The 18,883-nt window shown below is 73.2% G+C and carries 16 protein-coding genes; 10 read left to right on the top strand and 6 right to left on the bottom strand.

All coding sequences use genetic code 11. From position 1 onward, the window contains the following. Nucleotides 1-57: 57 nt before the first annotated feature. The gene (locus OHA55_RS28660; protein WP_266711748.1) at nucleotides 58-1,059 is read right to left on the bottom strand and encodes an aldo/keto reductase; all 1,002 of its coding nucleotides are present in this window, start codon (nucleotides 1,057-1,059) and stop codon (nucleotides 58-60) included. A 166-nt stretch (nucleotides 1,060-1,225) separates the two neighbouring features. On the opposite strand from OHA55_RS28660, the gene OHA55_RS28655 reads away from it, so the two are divergent. Next, on the top strand, nucleotides 1,226-2,152 hold the full coding sequence (locus tag OHA55_RS28655; protein WP_266711746.1) for a LysR family transcriptional regulator: 927 nt from the start codon (nucleotides 1,226-1,228) through the stop codon (nucleotides 2,150-2,152). Between the two features lie 31 nt (nucleotides 2,153-2,183). Here OHA55_RS28655 and OHA55_RS28650 read toward each other — a convergent pair whose 3' ends face one another. Together OHA55_RS28650 and OHA55_RS28645 are read right to left on the bottom strand one after the other, a co-directional pair. Further along, nucleotides 2,184-4,724 (bottom strand): MFS transporter, encoded by a 2,541-nt coding sequence (locus OHA55_RS28650; RefSeq protein ID WP_266711744.1) that lies wholly within the window; start codon nucleotides 4,722-4,724, stop codon nucleotides 2,184-2,186. A 256-nt stretch (nucleotides 4,725-4,980) separates the two neighbouring features. After that, nucleotides 4,981-5,433: an SRPBCC family protein gene (locus tag OHA55_RS28645; protein ID WP_266711742.1), complete on the bottom strand. Its 453-nt coding sequence runs from the start codon at nucleotides 5,431-5,433 to the stop codon at nucleotides 4,981-4,983. 220 nt (nucleotides 5,434-5,653) lie between these two features. On the opposite strand from OHA55_RS28645, the gene OHA55_RS28640 reads away from it, so the two are divergent. Next, the gene (locus tag OHA55_RS28640; protein WP_266711740.1) at nucleotides 5,654-6,775 is read left to right on the top strand and encodes an Rv2578c family radical SAM protein; all 1,122 of its coding nucleotides are present in this window, start codon (nucleotides 5,654-5,656) and stop codon (nucleotides 6,773-6,775) included. Between the two features lie 22 nt (nucleotides 6,776-6,797). On the opposite strand, the gene OHA55_RS28635 is transcribed toward OHA55_RS28640, so the two are convergent. After that, nucleotides 6,798-8,219 carry an MFS transporter gene (locus OHA55_RS28635; protein WP_266711738.1) on the bottom strand — a complete coding sequence of 474 codons (1,422 nt, stop codon included), beginning with the start codon at nucleotides 8,217-8,219 and terminating at the stop codon, nucleotides 6,798-6,800. A 241-nt stretch (nucleotides 8,220-8,460) separates the two neighbouring features. Between OHA55_RS28635 and OHA55_RS28630 the strand changes: the two genes are divergently transcribed. The 3 genes from OHA55_RS28630 to OHA55_RS28620 all read left to right on the top strand — a co-directional run bounded on the left by OHA55_RS28630 (nucleotide 8,461) and on the right by OHA55_RS28620 (nucleotide 11,238). After that, a complete protein-coding gene (locus OHA55_RS28630) occupies nucleotides 8,461-8,799 on the top strand; it encodes a helix-turn-helix transcriptional regulator (RefSeq protein ID WP_266711736.1) in 339 nt (112 codons plus the stop codon). A gap of 192 nt (nucleotides 8,800-8,991) precedes the next feature. Then, on the top strand, nucleotides 8,992-10,587 hold the full coding sequence (locus OHA55_RS28625; RefSeq protein WP_266711734.1) for an alpha/beta hydrolase: 1,596 nt from the start codon (nucleotides 8,992-8,994) through the stop codon (nucleotides 10,585-10,587). A 54-nt stretch (nucleotides 10,588-10,641) separates the two neighbouring features. Continuing rightward, a complete protein-coding gene (locus OHA55_RS28620) occupies nucleotides 10,642-11,238 on the top strand; it encodes a GNAT family N-acetyltransferase (RefSeq protein WP_266711732.1) in 597 nt (198 codons plus the stop codon). Here OHA55_RS28620 and OHA55_RS28615 read toward each other — a convergent pair. Then, nucleotides 11,210-11,926, bottom strand: a complete 717-nt coding sequence (locus tag OHA55_RS28615; protein WP_323180508.1) for an adenylosuccinate lyase — start codon at nucleotides 11,924-11,926, stop codon at nucleotides 11,210-11,212. The genes OHA55_RS28620 and OHA55_RS28615 overlap by 29 nt on opposite strands. A 398-nt stretch (nucleotides 11,927-12,324) precedes the next feature. On the opposite strand from OHA55_RS28615, the gene OHA55_RS28610 reads away from it, so the two are divergent. The 4 genes from OHA55_RS28610 to OHA55_RS28595 all read left to right on the top strand — a co-directional run bounded on the left by OHA55_RS28610 (nucleotide 12,325) and on the right by OHA55_RS28595 (nucleotide 16,718). Further along, nucleotides 12,325-14,106 carry a 3-hydroxyacyl-CoA dehydrogenase family protein gene (locus OHA55_RS28610; RefSeq protein WP_266711730.1) on the top strand — a complete coding sequence of 594 codons (1,782 nt, stop codon included), beginning with the start codon at nucleotides 12,325-12,327 and terminating at the stop codon, nucleotides 14,104-14,106. Between the two features lie 111 nt (nucleotides 14,107-14,217). Continuing rightward, entirely contained in the window at nucleotides 14,218-15,120 is a 903-nt protein-coding gene (locus tag OHA55_RS28605) for a MerR family transcriptional regulator (RefSeq protein WP_266711728.1), read from the top strand. Further along, entirely contained in the window at nucleotides 15,117-15,755 is a 639-nt protein-coding gene (locus OHA55_RS28600; RefSeq protein WP_266711726.1) for a hypothetical protein, read from the top strand. Before OHA55_RS28605 ends, OHA55_RS28600 begins: the two co-directional genes overlap by 4 nt. Before the next feature lie 138 nt (nucleotides 15,756-15,893). After that, nucleotides 15,894-16,718, top strand: coding sequence for a TetR family transcriptional regulator (locus OHA55_RS28595; protein ID WP_266711724.1), 825 nt, complete (start codon nucleotides 15,894-15,896; stop codon nucleotides 16,716-16,718). Nucleotides 16,719-16,779: 61 nt separating this feature from the next. Here the strand turns inward: OHA55_RS28595 and OHA55_RS28590 are convergent, their stop codons facing one another. Continuing rightward, a complete protein-coding gene (locus OHA55_RS28590; protein ID WP_266711722.1) occupies nucleotides 16,780-17,565 on the bottom strand; it encodes a restriction endonuclease in 786 nt (261 codons plus the stop codon). A gap of 154 nt (nucleotides 17,566-17,719) precedes the next feature. Between OHA55_RS28590 and OHA55_RS28585 the strand changes: the two genes are divergently transcribed. Beyond that, nucleotides 17,720-18,526 (top strand): GNAT family N-acetyltransferase, encoded by an 807-nt coding sequence (locus OHA55_RS28585; protein WP_266711720.1) that lies wholly within the window; start codon nucleotides 17,720-17,722, stop codon nucleotides 18,524-18,526. Nucleotides 18,527-18,883 lie beyond the last annotated feature (357 nt).

The following is an 18,883-nucleotide window of genomic DNA, read 5'->3' as shown; positions in this document are numbered from 1 at the left end:
ACGGACCGTCAGCGGTCCGTCGGCCCGTCAGCGGTCCGTCGGCCCGTCAGCGGTCCGTCAGGCCGCTTCGGAGCCCGTGAGGATGGACTCGATGAGGGCGAGCTCGTCCGCGTCGAAGTCCAGGTTGCGGCTGGCCTCCACGCTGTTCTCCAGCTGGGCGACGCTGCTGGCGCCCACCAGCGCCGAGGTGACCCGGCCGCCGCGCAGCACCCAGGAGAGCGCCAGCTGGGCGAGCGACTGGCCGCGCTCCTTGGCCACCGCGTCGAGCGCCCGCAGCTTCTCCACCAGCGCGGGGGTGACCGCGTCCGGGGTCAGGAACGGGCTGGAGCCCGCCGCCCGGGAGCCCTCCGGGATGCCGTCGAGGTAACGGTCGGACAGCATGCCCTGGGCGAGCGGGGAGTACGCGATGGAGCCGGCTCCCACCTCGTCCAGGGTGTCCAGGAGGCCGTCCTCCACCCAGCGGTCGAGCATCGAGTAGCGCGGCTGGTGGATGAGGAGCGGGGTGCCCAGGTCCTTGAGGATGGCCGCGGCCTCGCGGGTCTGCTCGGGCGAGTAGTTGGAGATGCCCGCGTAGAGCGCCCGGCCGGAGCGGACGGCGGTGTCGAGCGCCCCCATCGTCTCCTCCATCGGGGTCTCCGGGTCGGGACGGTGGGAGTAGAAGATGTCGACGTACTCCAGGCCCATCCGCCCGAGGCTCTGGTCGAGCGAGGAGAGCAGGTTCTTGCGGGAACCCCACTCGCCGTACGGGCCCGGGCCCATCAGGTAGCCGGCCTTGGTGGAGATGATCAGCTCGTCGCGCAGCCCCACGAAGTCCGTGGCGAGCGAGCGGCCGAGGCTGATCTCGGCGGAGCCGGGCGGCGGGCCGTAGTTGTTCGCCAGGTCGAAGTGGGTGACACCGAGGTCGAACGCCCGGCGCAGGATGGCGGCCTGGGTGTCCGGCGTCCGGTCGCCACCGAAGTTGTGCCACAGGCCGAGGGAGAGCGCGGGCAGCAGGAGGCCGCTGCGCCCGGTGCGCCGGTAGGGCATGGCGGAGTAGCGGTCGGCGGACGGAAGGTACATACGAAAAACTCCGCGAGGTCGTCGGACGGGGCACTCCGGTCCGGGGTGCCGGGGGATCCTTCCGCGGCGGGTGTCCGCGGTGGGGGTCCGCCTCCAGGCTGACGGAGAAAGATCCAGCAGTCCAACGGGAAACACCTCTGGGATTCATCGTCTAGATTGATGAATCATGGAATTGCGTCAGCTGGAGCACTTCGTCACCGTCGCGGAGGAGCAGCACTTCACCCGGGCCGCCGAGCGGCTCGCGGTGTCCCAGTCGGGTCTGTCGGCGTCCGTGCGGGCGCTGGAGCAGGAGCTGCGGACGCCGCTGTTCAGCCGTACGACCCGGTCGGTGCGGCTCACCGAGGCGGGGCGGGCGCTGCTGGTGGAGGCGGTGCGGACGCTCGCCGGGGCCCGTGCGGCGAGGGACGCGGTGGACGCCGTACGGGGGCTGCTGCGCGGCACGCTGACGGTGGGGGTCGAGCAGTGCGTGGCGGGGGTCAGCCCGGCCCGGCTGCTGGCGGCGTTCCACCGGGAGCACCCGCACATGGAGATCCGGCTCCGCCAGGAGGGCACGATGAGCCTGCTGGACGGGGTCGCGGACGGGCGGCTCGACCTGGCGTTCGCGGCGACGGTCTCCCCGCTGGAGTGGCGTGGGGAGCTGATCCCGCTGGCCACCGAGGAGATGGTGGTGCTGTGCGCCGCCGGGCACCGGTTCGCCGGGCTGCCCGGGGTCGAGTGGGGTGCGCTGCCCGAGGAGTCGTTCATCGACTTCCACCCGGACTGGGGGCCCCGGCGGGCCGCCGACGCGGCGTTCGCCGCGGCCGGGGTGCGCCGGACGGTGGCCCTGGAGGTGAACGACGTGCACAGCCTGCTGGAGCTGGTCCAGGAGGGGCTGGGCATCGCTGTCGTCCCGCGCCACTTCGCGCGCAAGCCGGAGGCGGCCCGGCTGGTGGCCCTGGATCTGGTGGCGCCGCAGGCGGCCGGCCCGGGGGCCGGGCCGCGACCTGTGCGGTACGAGAGCGTGGTGGTGCTCCCGCCGCAGCGGGCGACGAGCCCGGGGGCCCGGGCCCTGGTCTCCCTGGTGACGTCGGCGCGGGAGCGGGGCGAGGACTGACGGACCGGGAGCCCGCACCCCGCCCCGGCCGTCAGTCCTCGTGTCCGAGTTGGAGGTCGCGCTCGGTGCGCCCGCCGCCGGCGACCTGGAGCACGGTGGCCACCGGCGGGTAGCCGGCCGCGATCACCGTGTACTCGCCGGTCGAGAGGTCCACGAAGCGGAACGCGCCGTCCGGGCCGGTGGTGAGGGTGTCGACGACATTGCCCGCCGCGTCGAGCAGGGTGACCCGGGCGTCCTCGACGAGCCGGCCGCCGGAGGCGCGTACGACTCCGCGCAGCACCGCGCCGCCCGCCAGCTCGATGTCCTGGCGGGTCTCGCGGGCGGCCTGCACGCTGACCGGGAGCGCGGCCGGCCGGAAGGCGGCGGCGCTGGCGGCGAGGGTGTACTCGCCCGCGACCAGCTCCCCGATGACGTAACCGCCCTCGTGGCCGGTACGGGTGGAGGCGACCACCTCACCGCGCACGTCGGTGAGGGTGACGGTCGCCTCGCGGACCGGGGAGCCGTCCGGGGTGAGGACCCGGCCGGCGAGGCGGCCCGCGCCGCCGAGCACGATGTCGAGCTGGACCGGCCGCTCGCCGACGGTGACGCTGACGGCCTGCGGCTGGTGCCCTCCCGCCGCGGCGATCAGGACGTAGCTGCCGGAGCCGGGCACGCTCAGCGCGTAACGCCCCTCTCCGTCGCTGGCACCCCGGCCCACCTGGTGTCCCTGGACGTCGATGAGGGTGAGGGCCGCCCGGGGGACGGTGGTCCCGTCCTGGTGCTGGACACGGCCGCGTACCGGTACTCCGGCGACGTGGGCGACCACCACGGGCGGGACGGCGGGCACGGGTACGGGGACGGCGGCGGGCACGGAACCGGCGGCGGGGACGGTACGGGCGGCGGGGATCTCGGCGGGTTCGGCGGCGGCTTCGGGGGTGTGGTGGGACACCAGGGGTTTCTCCTTGAGGAAGAAGGCGAGGGCGAGACCGGTCAGCAGGACCGGCACCAGGTAGAGGAAGATCCGCGGCATCGCGTCCACGTACGCCTGGATGTACGCGTCGCGCAGGGCCGGGTCGAGCGTGCGGATCAGCTGCGGGGTGACGGACTTCGCGTCGGGCAGCCCGGCGCCGGTGGGCAGGCGGACGGCCAGGGCGTCGGCGAGGCGTCCGGCGAAGAGCGTCCCGAAGATGGCCGCCCCGACGCTGCCGCCGATCTGCCGGAAGTAGTTGTTGGCACTGGTGGCCGTGCCCAGGTCGGTGGGGCGTACGGAGTTCTGCACCGCGAGCACCAGTACCGGCATGACGAGCCCGATCCCGACGCCCAGCACGGCTTGGGCGAAGCTGTACTCCAGCCGGGAGGTTCCGAGTTCCAGCCGGGAGAGCAGCCACATGCCGATCGCCGAGAGGGCGCCGCCGACGATCGGGTGGATCCGGTAGCGGCCCGAGCGGGAGATCATCTGCCCGGATACGACGGAGGCACCGACGATGCCGCCCATCATCGGGAGCATCAGCAGCCCGGATTCGGTGGCGCTCACGCCGTCGACCATCTGGAGGTAGGTCGGCAGGTAGCTCGCCGCGCCGAACAGCGCCACGCCGATGACGGCGCCGACGAGCCCGCTGACGTTGAAGACCGAGTCGCGGAAGAGCCGCAAGGGAATGATCGGTTCTGCTGCCCGGGACTCGACGACGACGAAGAGCACCGCGGTGACGACCGCTCCCACGGCGAGCAACACGATGGTCCGCGATCCCCAGGCGTACTCGGTACCGCCCCAGCTGGTCAGCAGCACCAGGCAGGTGGAGGCGACGGCGAGCAGCGCGGCGCCCAGTACGTCGAGTTTCGGGCGGACCCTGGGCCGGGGCAGCTTGAGCACGACGGCGATGACGGCGAGGGTCGCCAGTCCGAACGGCACGTTGATGTAGAAGCACCAGCGCCAGGAGACGTGGTCGGTGAAGAAGCCGCCGAGGAGCGGGCCGGCCACGGACGCCAGCCCGAAGACCGCGCCGATGAGCCCCATGTACCGGCCGCGCTGCCGGGGCGGCACGATGTCCGCGATGATCGCCTGGACGCCGATCATCAGTCCGCCGCCGCCGATGCCCTGGAGGGCGCGGAAGGCGATCAGCTGGTCCATGGTGCGCGACCAGCCCGCGAGGGCTGAGCCGACGACGAAGACGACGATCGCGAACTGGAAGACGCCCTTGCGCCCGAAGAGGTCGCCGAGTTTGCCGTAGAGCGGCAGCACGATCGTGGACGCCAGCAGGTAGGCGGTGACCGCCCAGGACATCTTGTCGAGTCCGTGCAGCTCGCCGACGATCTTCGGCAGGGCGGTGGCCACGATCATCTGGTCGAGGGCGGCGAGCAGCAGGGTGAGCATGAGCCCGAGGAAGACCGTCCGGACCTGACGGGCGTTCACCTCGCCGTCGGCGGCCGGCGGTCCGGGCGCGGCGGGTTCCTTGCGTGCGAAGGTCCCGGCCCGTACGGGGATCTCCTCGGTCGGGGCGTCGTCCGGAGGGATCACGGCCGGGTGCCCGGCCTCGTCCTCCCGGTCCCCCGACCCGTCCGGTCCGCCCTCGACCAGCGTGCTGCCACCCACCACGGAACGCTCCCCTCGTCGCACTGCGCCGCACATTTCTCGCATCGGGCAGCAAGGAGGGGCAAACGACTTCGGGCACCGCGGACGGCCCGCGCACAGGCGTATCCGCCGGTGAGAGCGGCGCGGGGCGCACAACAGGTTGCCCTGGAAAACCACTCGTTCCGGTGAGGCGTCGGATGCGCCGAGTGGCGGGCGGGGTGCGGGGGAACGCGACCGGCGCACGGACGGTGGCGGTGGGCTCACCGTCCGGCGACGGAACCTACTTCGCGCTCTTCTCGACCTCGCCGGCGAGGTTCTGGAGCAGCTCGTCGTAGATGCGGGCGAGCCCCTTGGGGGCGAAGGTCCGCTCGAAGAAGCCGCCGATGCCGCCGGCGCCGTTCCAGACGGTGGAGACGACCGCCTTGGAGCGGCCTTCCCCGGCGGGGGTGACGGTCCAGGTGGTGACCATGGAGGAGTTGCGGTCCTTCTCGACCAGCTGGCCGTCGGTCGGCTCGGTCACCTCCAGGAGGCAGTCGCGCACCCGCTTGGCTGTGGCCTGGAGCTTCCAGTGGACGAGGGTGCCCTCCCCGTCGCCGCCCTCGCGGACCTCGTACTCGCTGAAGTGTCCGGGCAGCACCTTGCCCCGCACCTCCTTGTAGTCGGCCAGCGCGTCGAACACCGTCTCCGCGTCCGCCGCGATGGTCCGCTCCGTCGTGGCCTCGACCTGCGCCATGGCTGTTCCTCCAGCACTCGGTTGATGGGGGGCGAGCTGAGCCAACCACTCCGGGAGGGTCCGCTCAAAATCGGGCCGGTGAACCTCCTGGCGGATCGCGCCCTCCCTTACCGGCCACGAACTGGCCCGAAAGTCGTCCGGACCCTCTCCGGAAGGGCACTCCGCACGATCATGGGAACAAATGTTCTATTGTCGAAATCGAGCCACCGAGGAGGTGCCGATGCGCTGGGACCACCTGGCCGAGAACGCCGCGACCACCGAGAACACCGCGGCTGCCGGGGACACCGCCGGCGAAGGAGACGCCGGACCGGCGGCCGCGAGCGGGCCCCCCGCCGCGCTCTTCGCCGCCGACGCGGTGACGAAGCGCGTCTTCGACACCCCGGAGTTCCGCGGGATGACCTTCCACGAGATCCGCGCCCGCTCCCTCGTGAACCGGGTGCCCGGGGCCTCCCGGATGCCGTTCGAATGGACGCTCAACCCCTACCGGGGCTGCAGCCACGCGTGTGTGTACTGCTTCGCCCGCAAGACGCACAGCTATCTGGATCTGGACACCGGGGCCGGTTTCGACTCGCAGATCGTCGTCAAGATCAACGCGGTGGAACTGCTCCGGCGCGAACTGGCCTCACCGCGCTGGCGCGGTGACCACCTCGCGATGGGCACCAACGTCGACTGCTACCAGCGCGCGGAGGGCCGATACGGCCTGATGCCGGGGATCATCGGCGCCCTGCGCGACCACGCCAACCCGTTCTCGATCCTGACCAAGGGCACCCTGATCCTGCGCGATCTGGATCTGCTGCGGCAGGCCGCCGCGGTGACCGAGGTCGGCGTCTGCGTCTCGGTGGGCTTCGTCGACCGCGAGCTCTGGCGCACGGTGGAACCCGGCACCCCGGCTCCCGAACGCCGGCTGGACGCCGTTCGCACCCTGACGGAGGCGGGCATCGGGTGCGCGGTCCTGATGGCCCCCGTCATCCCGTTCCTCGGCGACCGCCCCGACCAGCTGCGGGCCACGGTCCGGGCCGTCGCCGAGGCGGGCGCCACCTCGGTGACCCCGCTCGTGCTGCATCTGCGGGCGGGCGCCCGGGAGTGGTTCATGGCGTGGCTGGGCCGCCACCACCCGCACCTCGTCGCGCGGTACGAGCGGATGTACGCCGGCGGTTCGTACGCCCCGCACTGGTACCAGCGGCAGATCACCCGGCAGGTGCACGAGATCGCCGCCGAGTTCGGCATCGGCCCGCCCACCCGGGGTGCCGCCCGGCGGATCGCCCCGCCCGAACCGCCGGCCCACGGCTCGGCCGGGGCCGCCGGGGCTGCGACGGGGCCCACCCAGCTCACGCTCCTCTGAGGCTCCGCGGGGCCGGGACACCTCAGACCGTGGCGGCCTCACGGCGTTCGGACCGGGTGATCAGCTGCCAGGCGCAGGCGGCCGCGGCGATGTACGCGACCCCCACCAGCAGGAAGCAGACCCCCGGCCCTCGGTCCCAGTCCGGGACCGCGGCGAGCACCACGCTCATGACGGCGACGCCGACCAGGGTCCCGATCTGCCGGTTGGCGTTGAGGACGGAGCCGGCCACGTTGGCGTTCTCGGGTCCGGCGGAGTCCACGAGCGCCGCGGTCATCCCCGGAGAGACGATGCCCGCGCCGAGGTTGGCGACGCCGACACCCAGGGCCACCACCCAGTAGGGCGTCGAGGCGGAGACTTCGCTCATGCTCGCGGACGCGGCACCGGCGACCAGGAGACAGAGGGTCAGCAGGGCCCCGTTGGAGAAGCGCGCCGAGACACGCGCGTAGACGAGGTTGGCCATCGGAATGCAGACGGTCATGGGCAGCATTTCCAGCCCCGCCCTGAGCGGACCGTCCCCCCGGGACCGCTGCAGGTAGAGCGCGAACATGAACATGCCGCCGTACAGCCCGAAGTTGAAGAGGAAACCGACCAGGTTCGCACCGGAGAAGCCCGCCCGGCGGAAAAGGCTCCACGGCATGACCGGATGCGTGGCCCGTCGCTCGCGCGCCACCAGCGCCCCGCCCGAAACGGCGAGCACCGCGTACGAGACCAGCAGCGCGCCGGCCGCCCAGCCGAGGCGCGGCCCCTCGATGAGCGCGAAGCTCAGTGCGGCGAGCGCCGCGATCCACAGGACATGGCCGGGGACGGCCAGCCGGACGGGCCGGACCTCGGTAGCGGTGACGAAGCGCACGGTCAGCAGGATGCCGGCGATGCCGACGGGCAGATTGAGGAGGAAGATGCTCCGCCACCCGAACGCGCCGACCAGCAGACCGCCGACGCTCGGGCCCAGTCCCGCCGAGGTGGCCACGATCGCGGACCACAGGCCCAGCATGCGGGTCCGCTCGCGCTTCCCGGGGAACGAGAGCACCAGCAGCGAGAGCGAGCTCGGCATGAAGAGGGCCGCACCCACACCCTGCACGAGGCGTGCGACGACCAGGGACGCGGCATCCGGTGCGAGCGCGCAGCCGAGCGAGGCGACGAAGAAGACGGCCATGCCCCACAGGTAGACCTTCTTCGCACCGAGGCGGTTCGCGAGGCCACCGCCCAGCAGAAGTAACGAGCCGAAGACCAGCACGTAGCCGTCCACGATCCACGTGAGCTCGGACAGCGAGGCGTGCAGGTCCTCCTGGACCGCCGGGCCGGCCACGTTGACCACGGTCACGTCCAGCGTCGCCATGACGAAGCCGGCGGCGAGGGCGGTCAGCCGCAGCCCCGGCGACGCCCCGCTCCGGACGGGCGCGACCCCGGCAGGGGGCGACAGGGCGTCGGTTCCGGGCGTGGGCATCGTTCTCTCCTCAGGGTGGACTCGGCGGGGGAAACCCGGTCGCACAGACGGTCGCGCGGGCGTACGCACAGGCGGCCGGGAGCACGACGGGGGAATCTCCCGCGCTCATGGAGACGAGTATGTCGATGGGCATCAAACTTCACAAGCGTCAAACTTGACAGACATCAAACTTGACAGCCATCGAACTTCCGAGCTGCCGTAGGATGAGCTGCCGCGTTCGAATGCAAGGAGGGCCGGCCACGTGACCGCAGAGACGGACGAGCGCATCGCCGACCACGTCGCCGCCGAGGACATGACGCTCCAGGACGTGCTGGAGGCGCTGGTCGACCCCGTACGGCGCAGCATCGTCCGGCAACTCGCCGTCTCGGAGCGGGACATGGCGTGCGGGACCTTCGACATCGACGTCACGAGGTCCACCAGCAGCCACCACTTCAAGGTCCTGCGCCGCGCCGGGCTCATCCGGCAGCACTACGAGGGCACGACGAAGCTGAACACCCTGCGCCGCGCGGACCTGGACCGCGCCTTCCCCGGCCTCCTCGACGCGGTCGTCTCAGCGGCGCTCCGGGAAGCGCGGCACTGACGGCCTCCCACCGCCGGTCTCCTGCTCACAGGCCAAGGTGACGGGGTGCTCCGAGCGGGCCCGGGTGACGCCGCCCGGCCGCCCGTACGGGTCAACTCCGGCCGCGCCGCGTCCCTCTCCCGCCGTTCGCGGGGAGCATCCGGCCGAGGCTGCGCCCTGAAGCAGCCGCGATCCCTCGCCTCGGGAGGCCGTATGACGAACCGTGCAGGAATCCTGATCGCCGCGAGTGCGGTGGTCGCCGGTCTGGTGACCGGCGTCCCCGCTCGCGCGACAGCCGACACCGGCGCCGCGCCCGCGCCCCTGAAGTGGACCTCGTGCGCCACTGACGCCCGGCCGACGCTCCAGTGCGCCACGGTCCGGGCCCCGCTCGACCACGCCCACCCCGACGAACGCCTGGTCACGCTGGCTCTGACCCGCGTCCCGCACACCGCGAAGACCTTCCAGGGGCCGCTGCTGGTCAACCCGGGCGGCCCCGGCGGCAGCGGCCTGAACCTGGCCGGATTCGTGTCCACGGCACTGCCCGCGAAGGTCGCCGCCGAGTACGACGTGATCGGCTTCGACCCGCGCGGGGTCGGGAAGAGCACCCCGAAACTCGACTGCGTGCCCGGCTACTTCGCGCCGGTGCGCCCGGAGTCGGTGCCCGCGTCCGCCGCCGCCGAGCGGACGGTCCGCGGCCGGGCGGAGTCGTTCGCCGGGGCCTGCGGAAGCAAGTACGGCGACCTGCTGCCGTACATGGACACCGTGAGCGCGGCCCACGACCTGGACGTGATCCGCGAAGCCCTCGGCGCCCGGCGGATCAACTACTTCGGCTACTCCTACGGCACCTACCTCGGCGCGGTCTACGCCCAGCTCCACCCGGACCGGGTACGGCGGTTCGTGCTCGACTCCGTCGTGGATCCCGAGGGTGTCTGGTACGAGGACAACATCGCCCAGGACTACGCCTTCGACGCACGCCACAAGGCCTTCGCCGCCTGGGTGGCGAGGAACGACGCGACGTACCGCCTCGGTACGGACCCCGAGGCGGTCGAGGCGGCCTGGTACCGGATGCGGGCGGCGGTCGCCGGGAAGCCGGCCGGCGGCAAGGTCGGCCCCGGGGAGCTGGAGGACACCTTCCTGCCCGGCGGCTACTACAACGGCTACTGGCCCCACCTCGCCGAGGCGTTCGCGTCGTACGTGAACGACGCCGACGAGAAGGCGCTGCTCGCCGCCTACGAACGCTTCGGCGAGGCCGGCGACGACAGCAACGGCTACTCCGTCTACACCGCGGTCCAGTGCCGCGACGCCGCCTGGCCCCGGGACTGGACCACCTGGCGCGACGACGCGCGGACGGTGGACGCGAAGGCGCCCTTCATCACCTGGAACAACACCTGGTACAACGCGCCGTGCGCGAGCTGGCCGGTGGAGCCGCTCAGCCCGGTCCGGATCGCGAACGACGCGGTGCCGCCGGTGCTGCTCTTCCAGGCGACCGAGGACGCGGCCACCCCGTACGAGGGCGGCCTGAGCATGCACCGCAAGCTGAAGGACTCCCGCCTGGTCGTGGAGCAGGGCGGCGGGAACCACGGCATCACCCTGAGCGGCAACACCTGTCTCGACACCTACCTGTCGGACTACCTGGCGACCGGCGCCCTGCCGGCCGCGACCGACGGCGAACGCCCCGACGCGGTCTGCGCGGCCCGCCCGGACCCGATGCCGCTGCCCGCCGAGAAGGCGCTGCGCGCGACCGACAGCGGGACCACCTCGGGCAACGGCGGCGGCACCTTGCACGGTCTGCTCGGCTTCCGGGGCTGACCCGCGGCGGGCCCGGCGCGATCCCGGCGCGGGGGGTGCTCCAGGATGGCCGTCATGGAGACACGGCACACCACTGGACCAGCCCCGGCGCCCGACCCGGGCCCGCACGTGCGCGAGATGACCGACGAGGACTGCGAGGCGGTCGCGGCGATACGGGTGGGCGGCTGGCAGTCCGCGTACCTCGGGCTGATGCCGCAGCCGTACCTGGACGCGATGGACGTCGGCCGGGAGACGGAGATCCGGCGCGAGCGGCTCGCCGCGGGCGGCGCGGTGAACCTGGTGGCGGTGACCGGGCCGCCCGGTCAGCCGGCGCCGGAGGTCGTCGGCTGGGCCTGCTACGGCGCCTACCGCGAGGACGACGGGCGCCGGACCGAGGGCGGTGAGCTGTACACGCTCTACGTACGGCCGGACCGGACGGGGACGGGCACGGGCGGCGCTCTCCTCGCCGAGGTCATGGCACGGGCGGCGGGGGACGGTTTCCCGACGCTGGCGCTCTGGGTGCTGCGGGAGAACACCGGGGCGCGCCGCTTCTACGAGCGCGCGGGCTTCGCCCCGGACGGGGCCGAGGAGGACTTCGACGCGGGCGGCCTGATGGTTCCCGAGGTCCGGTACGTGACCGCGCTCACCCCGCCGGCGGCCGGCACGCCCTGAGGGCCTCGGCGGCCGCGCCGGAGAGCCCGGGGTGTGCCAGCGCCGACTCCAGGACGGGCCGGGCCCGCTCGTCGCCGAGCAGGCCGAGCCCCTCCACGCACGCCAGGGCCACCTCCCGGTGCGGCTTCCCGGACGCCAGCAGCCCCTCCAGGGCGGCGATCAGGGCGGGAGCCGACTCCGGGGCGTGCAGCGCGGTCAGCAGGCGCACGGGGTGGAGGGCGTACGCGGAGCGCAGCGGGTTGGTGGCGAGCGCGGCGGCCGCGCGGGGCGTGCGCGGGTCGCGCAGTTCGGCGAGGGCGTGGGCGGCGCCGGCGCAGCGCTCGGGGTCGCGGTGGTTGAGCAGCAGCACCAGGGCCTCGAAGGCCCGGCGGTCCCCGGCGCAGCCGAGCCGGAAGGCGGCGAGTTCCCGGGCCCAGAGGGGGCGGCCCGGTTCCACGAGCGCCCGGGCGAGTTCTTCGCGGTCGGCGGTGGCGGCGAGCCGCGCGCACTCCGCCTCCCCCGCCACACCCGCTTCCTCCCGGAGCCGGTCCGTGAGCGACCGCGCGAGCGGCCCGGCGAGTGACTGCGCGGATGACTGCGCGGATGACTGCGCCCCCGGGCCGGTGCGGGCCCCCGCGAGCGGCTCGGCGAGTGGTTCCGTGAGCGACCCGGCGGGCGGTTCCGTGAGCGATCTCGACATTTCATCCATGACGCTCAGCGTATTCACGGGCACGCTCCGTGCGGAGGGTGCGGGCGTTCGCACACACGGTCAACTGTGGTCCAGAGCACAAGGGTTCCGGGCTGGCGCGCTCGTTACCCGCCGGTTAGTCTCATGTGAGCGGGGCACACTCCCCGCAGGCTCCGGTGGCCTGGTGACGCAGCCACCCGGAGTGCATGTCGGTTCGGCGGTCTTCGCGAGCAGCGAATACCCCGTGTGACGCGACCCGGGACAGGGTCCGTCCCCTCTCCGGGCCCGGGACGTGTTTCCCGCGGTTCCCCGGCAGCCCGGCCCCGTACACCTCGACACGCCTTCCGCACGCGCGCGTTCCTTCGCCCCTCGTGCGCGCCGTGCTCCCTCACAGTCGTCACTCACCCTGGAGTCCCGTGATGGACACCCCGTTCACCACCATCGCCGTCGTCGGCCTCGGCACCATGGGCACCGGCATCGCCGAGGTCCTGGCCCGTGCGGGCCGCGAGGTCATCGGCATCGACATCGACCAGGCCGCGGCCCGCCGGGCGGTCGCCTCGCTGGAGGCGTCCACCGCCCGCGCCGTGAGCCGTGAGCGCCTCTCCGAGCGGGAGCGCGAGGACGTCCTCGCCCGTTTCCGTACCTTCTCCGACCTGTCGGCCGCCGCCGACGCCGAGCTGGTCATCGAGGTGGTGCCGGAGTCGTACGAGATCAAGCAGCAGGTGATCCGGGAGCTGGACGCGGTGGTGGCGCCGGGCGCGATCCTGGCGACCGGTACCAACGCCCTGTCGGTGACCCGGCTGGCCGCCGAGTCGCAGCGTCCGGAGCGGGTGCTCGGGCTCCACTTCTTCAATCCGGCACCGGCGATGAAGCTCGTGGAGGTGGTCTCCTCGGTGCTGACCGCCCCGCCCGCCGTGGAGGCCGTCACCGCGCTGGCACGTGAGCTGGGCAAGGAGCCGGTCGCGGTCGGTGACCGCCCGGGGTTCGTGGCGGACGGCCTGCTCTTCGGCTACCTCAACCAGGCCGCCGCCATGTACGAGGCGAACTACGCCTCCCGCGAGGACATCGACGCGGCGATGCGGCTCGGCTGCGGGCTCCCGATGGGGCCGCTGGCGCTCCTCGACCTGATCGGCATCGACACCGCGCGCACGGTGCTGGAGGCGATGTACGCGGCCTCGCACGACCGGCTGCACGCGCCGGCCCCGGTCCTCGGCCAGCTCAGCGAGGCCGGGCTGACCGGCCGCAAGGCGGGCCGCGGCTTCTACGCGTACGCGGCGCCGGGCAGCCAGGACGTGGTCCCGGACGCGCTCACCCCGGGCGAGGACGCGGCCCGGGTCCCCGGGCGCCCGGTCACCGCGGTCGGGGTGGCGGGCTCGGGCACCATGGCGTCGGGCATCGCCGAGGTCTTCGCGAAGGCCGGGTACGCGGTGGTGCTCGCGGCCCGGACCCAGGAGAAGGCGGATGCCGCGAAGGGCCGGATCGCCACGTCCCTGGACCGCTCGGTCGCCAAGGGGCGGCTGACCGCGGAGGCCCGGGACGAGACGCTCGCCCGGATCACCGCGGCCGGTTCGCTGGACGCGTTCGCCGAGGTGGATCTCGCCGTGGAGGCGGTCGCCGAGGATCTGCTGGTCAAACAGCAGCTCTTCGCGACCCTGGACAAGGTCTGCAAGCCGGGCGCGGTGCTCGCCACCACCACGTCCTCGCTGCCGGTGGTCTCCGTCGCGCGGGCGACGTCGCGCCCCCAGGACGTGGTCGGGATGCACTTCTTCAACCCGGCGCCCGCGATGAAGCTCGTCGAGGTGGTCCGCACGGTGCTGACCGCCGACGACGTGCACGCCACCGTGCGGGAGGTCTGCGCCAAGGTGCGCAAGCACCCGGTGGACTGCGGCGACCGGGCCGGCTTCATCGTGAACGCGCTGCTCTTCCCGTACCTCAACAACGCGATCAAGATGGTCGAGGAGCACTACGCGACGCTGGACGACATCGACGCCGCGATGAAGCTCGGCGGCGGCTACCCGATGGGCCCGTTCGAGCTGTTGGACGTGGTCGGGCTGGACGTCTCCCTCGCCATCGAGAAGGTGCTGCACCAGGAGTTCCGCGACCCGGGCCTGGCCCCGGCGCCGCTGCTGGAACACCTGGTCGCGGCGGGGTGCCTGGGCCGCAAGACGGGGCGCGGATTCCGCGAGCACACCCGGCGCTGACCGCGGTGTCCCCCGGTGGTGGGCGGCCCGGCCCCGTGCGGGCGGCCCGCCATCAGGGGGCTTCCCCGGACGGCTTGACCTTGTCGTGGCGTCAACGTTTCTACTGGATCCATGAGAATCGGAGAGCTCGCCGGCATCGTCGGTGTCACGACCCGCGCCGTGCGGCACTACCACCGCATCGGGCTGCTGCCCGAGCCGCCCCGGCAGCCCAACGGCTACCGCGACTACACGCTGAGCGATGCCGTCGAGCTGGCCCGCGTCCGCCGGCTGACCGAGCTCGGCCTCAGCCTCGACGAGGTCGGGGACGTCCTCGCGGACGACAAGGGCAGGGACCCCGTGGAAATCCTCGCCGAACTGGACGCCGACCTGGCACGCCAGGAGGAGGCCATCCGGCAGCGGCGCGTCCGGCTGGGCCGGCTGCTGGAACAGGCCGAACGGACCGGCCGGCTGCCCGCCGAGGCCCCGGTCTCCCCGGAGCTCGCCGCCTTCTTCGACGACATGGCCCGCGCGTCGGCGCGACTGCCCGGACCCGAACCGGCCATGGCAGCCAGGGAGAGGGAACTGCTGGCCCTCGTGGAGACCGGCTCGCCGGACGCCGACCGGGACCGGCTCCACGCCCTGCTGCACGCCATGGGACGGAGCCTGAGCGCGGACGCCGAGGCCATGCGGCGCGCTCACGCGGTGTACGAGCGCGTGGAGGCTCTGGCGGGGGCGGACGAGGACGATCCGCTGGTGGAAGAGGCCGCCCGGGCCATCGCCGGAAGCATCCCGGACGATGTGGTGCGGGCGTTCACCGCGCCGGAGGCAAGGAGTGGGCCGGGTGCGGAGAGCGGTCTCGCCGATGTCCTCTTCGCCGAGTTCCCTCCCGCGCAGGCGGCGGCCGTACGCCGCGCCGTCGAACTGCTCGGGGAGCGCGCGGCCGGAGAGCGTACGGCTGGGGACCGCGCGGCCGGAGGGAGCACCACCGGAGAGAGCAAGGCCGGACAGATCGGGGCCGGGGAGGGTGCGGAGTGAGGGCGCTACGGGCGGCCGTGCGCCGGGTGACCGGCCACCAGGCGGCCCTCGCGGCCGGTCTGTGGCGCTGGGCTACCCGTCGCGGCCCGCAGGGCGTGGGCGAGGGCGATCACCCCGTTGCGTACGCGCCCGCCCAGTCGGCGACCATGTACGGCCTGCTCTTCGTCTCCGTGGTCGAGACCGTCGCCTTCGCCGTCGTGATCCCCTGGCCGGTGGTGCACGCCGTCGCGCTCGTCCTCGACCTCTGGGGCTGCTGCCTTCTCCTGGCCCTGCACGCCTCCTGCGTGGTGTGTCCGCACGTGATCGGGGCGGACGGCTCGCTGCGCCTGCGCTACGGGACCCTGCTGGACATCCGTATCCCGGCCGAGCGGGTGGCCTCCGTCCGGACGGAACGGCGGTTCCCCGGCGGAAGGCCGGCCTCGGTGGACGGGAACGGCACCGCCGGCATCGCCGTCGGAGGGCAGACCACGGTCACCGTGGAGCTCACCGGGCCGCTGCGGTACACGCGGGTCCTGGGCCGGAGGGCCGAGGCCAGAGCCTTCCGCTTCTACGCCGACGACCCGGTGTCCGCGGTCGCGGCCCTGAGGGCGGGCGGCAGCCCGTCCGCCGCGACCGTGGTCGCCCCTGGTCCGTGAGCGGTGGGAGGCGGCCGGACGCGGGCCTCCTACGGTGTCCGGCCGTGACGAAGGACCTTGATCGGCTCATGAAGGACCTTGATCAGCAGGACACCACCTCGGCCACACTCCTCCTCGCCCATGGAGTACGTTCACACCATGTCCCAGCCCGCCAGGTCCCCCCGTGCCACCGCCGCCTCCGACGCTCCGGAGAGCACGGCAGTCACCCGTGCCGCCGCGCAGCGGCTCAAAATGCGCCGCGAACTGGCCGCCGCGGCCATGGAGCTCTTCGCCACGCAGGGGTACGAGGGCACCACCGTGGACGAGATCGCGGGTGCCGCGGGTGTGGCCCGTCGGACCTTCTTCCGGCACTTCCGGTCGAAGGAGGAGGCGATCTTCCCGGACCACGACGACACCCTGGTGCGGGCCGAGGCGGTGCTGAACGCGGCCCCCTCCCACGAACACCCGCTCGACACGGTGTGCCGGGGCATCAAGGAGGTCATGAAGATGTACGCGGCCAAGCCCGCCGTCTCCGTGGCCCGCTACAAGCTCACCCGCGAGGTGCCGGCGCTCCGGGAGGCCGAGATCGCCTCGGTGGCCCGCTACGAGCGGCTCTTCACGCGTTATCTGCTGGGCCACTTCGACGAGCGCGACAGCCATGTCGGCAACGACGACCCGCTGCTGGCCGAGGTCGCCGCGTCCGCCGTGGTGACCGCGCACAACCACGTGTTGCGGCGCTGGCTGCGCGCGGACGGCCAGGGCGACGTCGAGGCCCAGCTGGACCACGCCTTCGCCATCGTGCGGGAGACCTTCGGGACCGGCATCGGCGCGGGCCGGATCGCCGGCACCGAACCGGCGAAGGAGCCCGCGGCGCCCGCCGCCTCGGTCTCCTCGGACGGCGAGGTACTGGTCGCGGTGGCGCGGACGGACGCCCCGCTGGACGAGGTCATGCGCACGATCCAGCAGGCCCTGAAGGAGCGCTGAGGGCGCCCCGGCGCCTGAGCGCGACGTCCCCGCCGGTCACTCCGCTCTCCCGGCACGCGGTTCAGACCGGTTCCGGCAGACCCGTCCCGCCCAGGGCCGCCGGGAGCTCCCACGGCGGCGGCAGCGCTCCCCCGCTCCAGCCCGCCAGTGCCTCCGCGTCCACACAGAGGATGCCGCAGGCCGCCGCGTACTCGGTGGCGGGGGCGGTGAACTCCCCCGTGCTCACCACGACCGCCACCTCGGCTCCGTGAACGGCGTAGCAGGTCCCGCCGAACCGCTGGAGATCCTGCGAGCCGACCTTGTTGGCAGGGCCGTAGCGCTTGCACTGGACGACGAGGCGGCGGCCGTCCGGGGTGGTGGCGAGCACGTCGGCGCCGAGGTCCCCGGCGCCGCCCACCACCTCGGCGTCCCGGCAGCCGTCACGGCGGCAGAGTTCGGCCACGGCCTCCTCGAAGGCGTACGGATCGAGGGCCGCGAAGTCCACCGGAGCCGGCTCGGGCGCGGGTGCGGGCCCGGGGACGAACACCGGCCCGGCCACAGCCTCCGCCTCCACCGCCTCGTCGATCTCCGCCAGCGCGGTGTCCACCAGCTCCTCCGCCGCCTCGGTGACGGCCGCAGCGAGCCGGGCGGCGTGCCTGCGCCGGCGGCGCCGTCGCAGCAGGGCGACCGCGCCCGCGAGCACGAGCAGGACGAGTGCGCCCCGGACGGCGGGATGGCCGCCGACGCTCTGCCAGGCGCTGCGGAGCAGCATCCCGCCGACCCCGAGCAGGACCGCCGCGAGGGCGAACCCCACGGTCGTGCGCCGGAGGCTGAAGTCCCGGCGGCTCCCCCGTGTGCGCCCGCGCATCCCTGTCGGCATCCGTTTCCACCCCTCGTCCCGGCCGTGTGTCCTGCTCGGCGCAAGATCATCCGTTCCGGCGTCTGCCCCGGACGGGGGTGATCGACTCGGGCACGGGCGAAATTCGATGGCCACGCGCCTTGGGGCGTGGTCGGGTACGCCGATGCGTACCCACGAGGAACTCTTGGCCCTGTTCGATGACGAGATGCGGGAGAACGCCCGCCCCGACGGCCCCGGTGCACGGGTGGAGCGGGACGGGCCGGTGGTCCGCCGGAGCGGCGGCCCCGACGACTGGAACGGTGTGGTGTGGTCCTCGCCGGAGCTCGACGAGGAGGGCGCCGAAGCCGCCGTGGCGGCGCAGCTCGCGCATTACGGGGCGCTCGGCGCGGCCCTGGGTGTCGCGTCCTTCGAATGGAAGGTCTACAGCCACGACCGCCCAGCCGGTCTGGCGGACCGGCTGGGCGCGGCGGGCTTCGTCCCGGAGCCTCCGGAGACGCTGATGGTGGCCGCGGTGGCGGACCTGCCGGCCGACGCCGGGCCGCCCGCCGGGGTGGAGCTGCGCGAGGTGCGCGACGAGGCCGGGGTGAGGCTGATGGCCGAGGCGCACGAGGCGGCGTTCGGCAGGGACGCCTCGTGGCTGCGCGACCACATGCTGGCGCGGCTGGCGGCGGCGCCGGAGGAGTTCTTCGGGCTGGTGGCAGTGGCGGACGGGCTGCCGGTGAGTTCGGCGCGGATGGAGCTGTACCCGGGCACCTCCTTCGCGGGGCTCTGGGGCGGCGGTACGCACCCCGAGTGGCGGGGGCGCGGCATCTACCGCGCGCTGGTGGCGCACCGGGCCCGCACCGCCGCCGCGCACGGGGTCGAGTACCTCCAGGTCGACGCGTCCGCGGACTCGGCCCCGATCCTGGCGCGGCTGGGCTTCACGGCGCTCGCCACCACGACGCCGTACGTGTACCGCATCGCGTCGTAGCCCTTCTCCTGCGGGACAGACCGCACCAGAACGCCCATCGTGTTGCTCATGCGTGCCGACCTGATGACAGCTGAGAGAAATTGTTGGCACTCGGTGCCTTGTCAGCTGTCACGCAGTGCCATACGTTGAAGGTGTCCGGGCGGCCGGCGTACCGGATCTCACGTACGCCGGCTGTCCCCGCGGGCCGACCGTGCCCGCGCGCCCGGACGCCTGCGTCACAGGCACCCTTCCCGCTCCACCGAGCACGCCGAGCTCCACCCCGCCGAACCGACGGCACACCTCCAGACCGCACCGCTCCCTGTCCGCAGGGACCACCGAAGCGTTCCTCACCAGCGTTCCCCTGTCTCTCGGCCCGTT

It is taken from the genome of Streptomyces sp. NBC_00102 (assembly GCF_026343115.1).
Taxonomy (GTDB): Bacteria; Actinomycetota; Actinomycetes; order Streptomycetales; family Streptomycetaceae; genus Streptomyces.
This window is presented reverse-complemented; position numbering and strand designations above follow the sequence as displayed.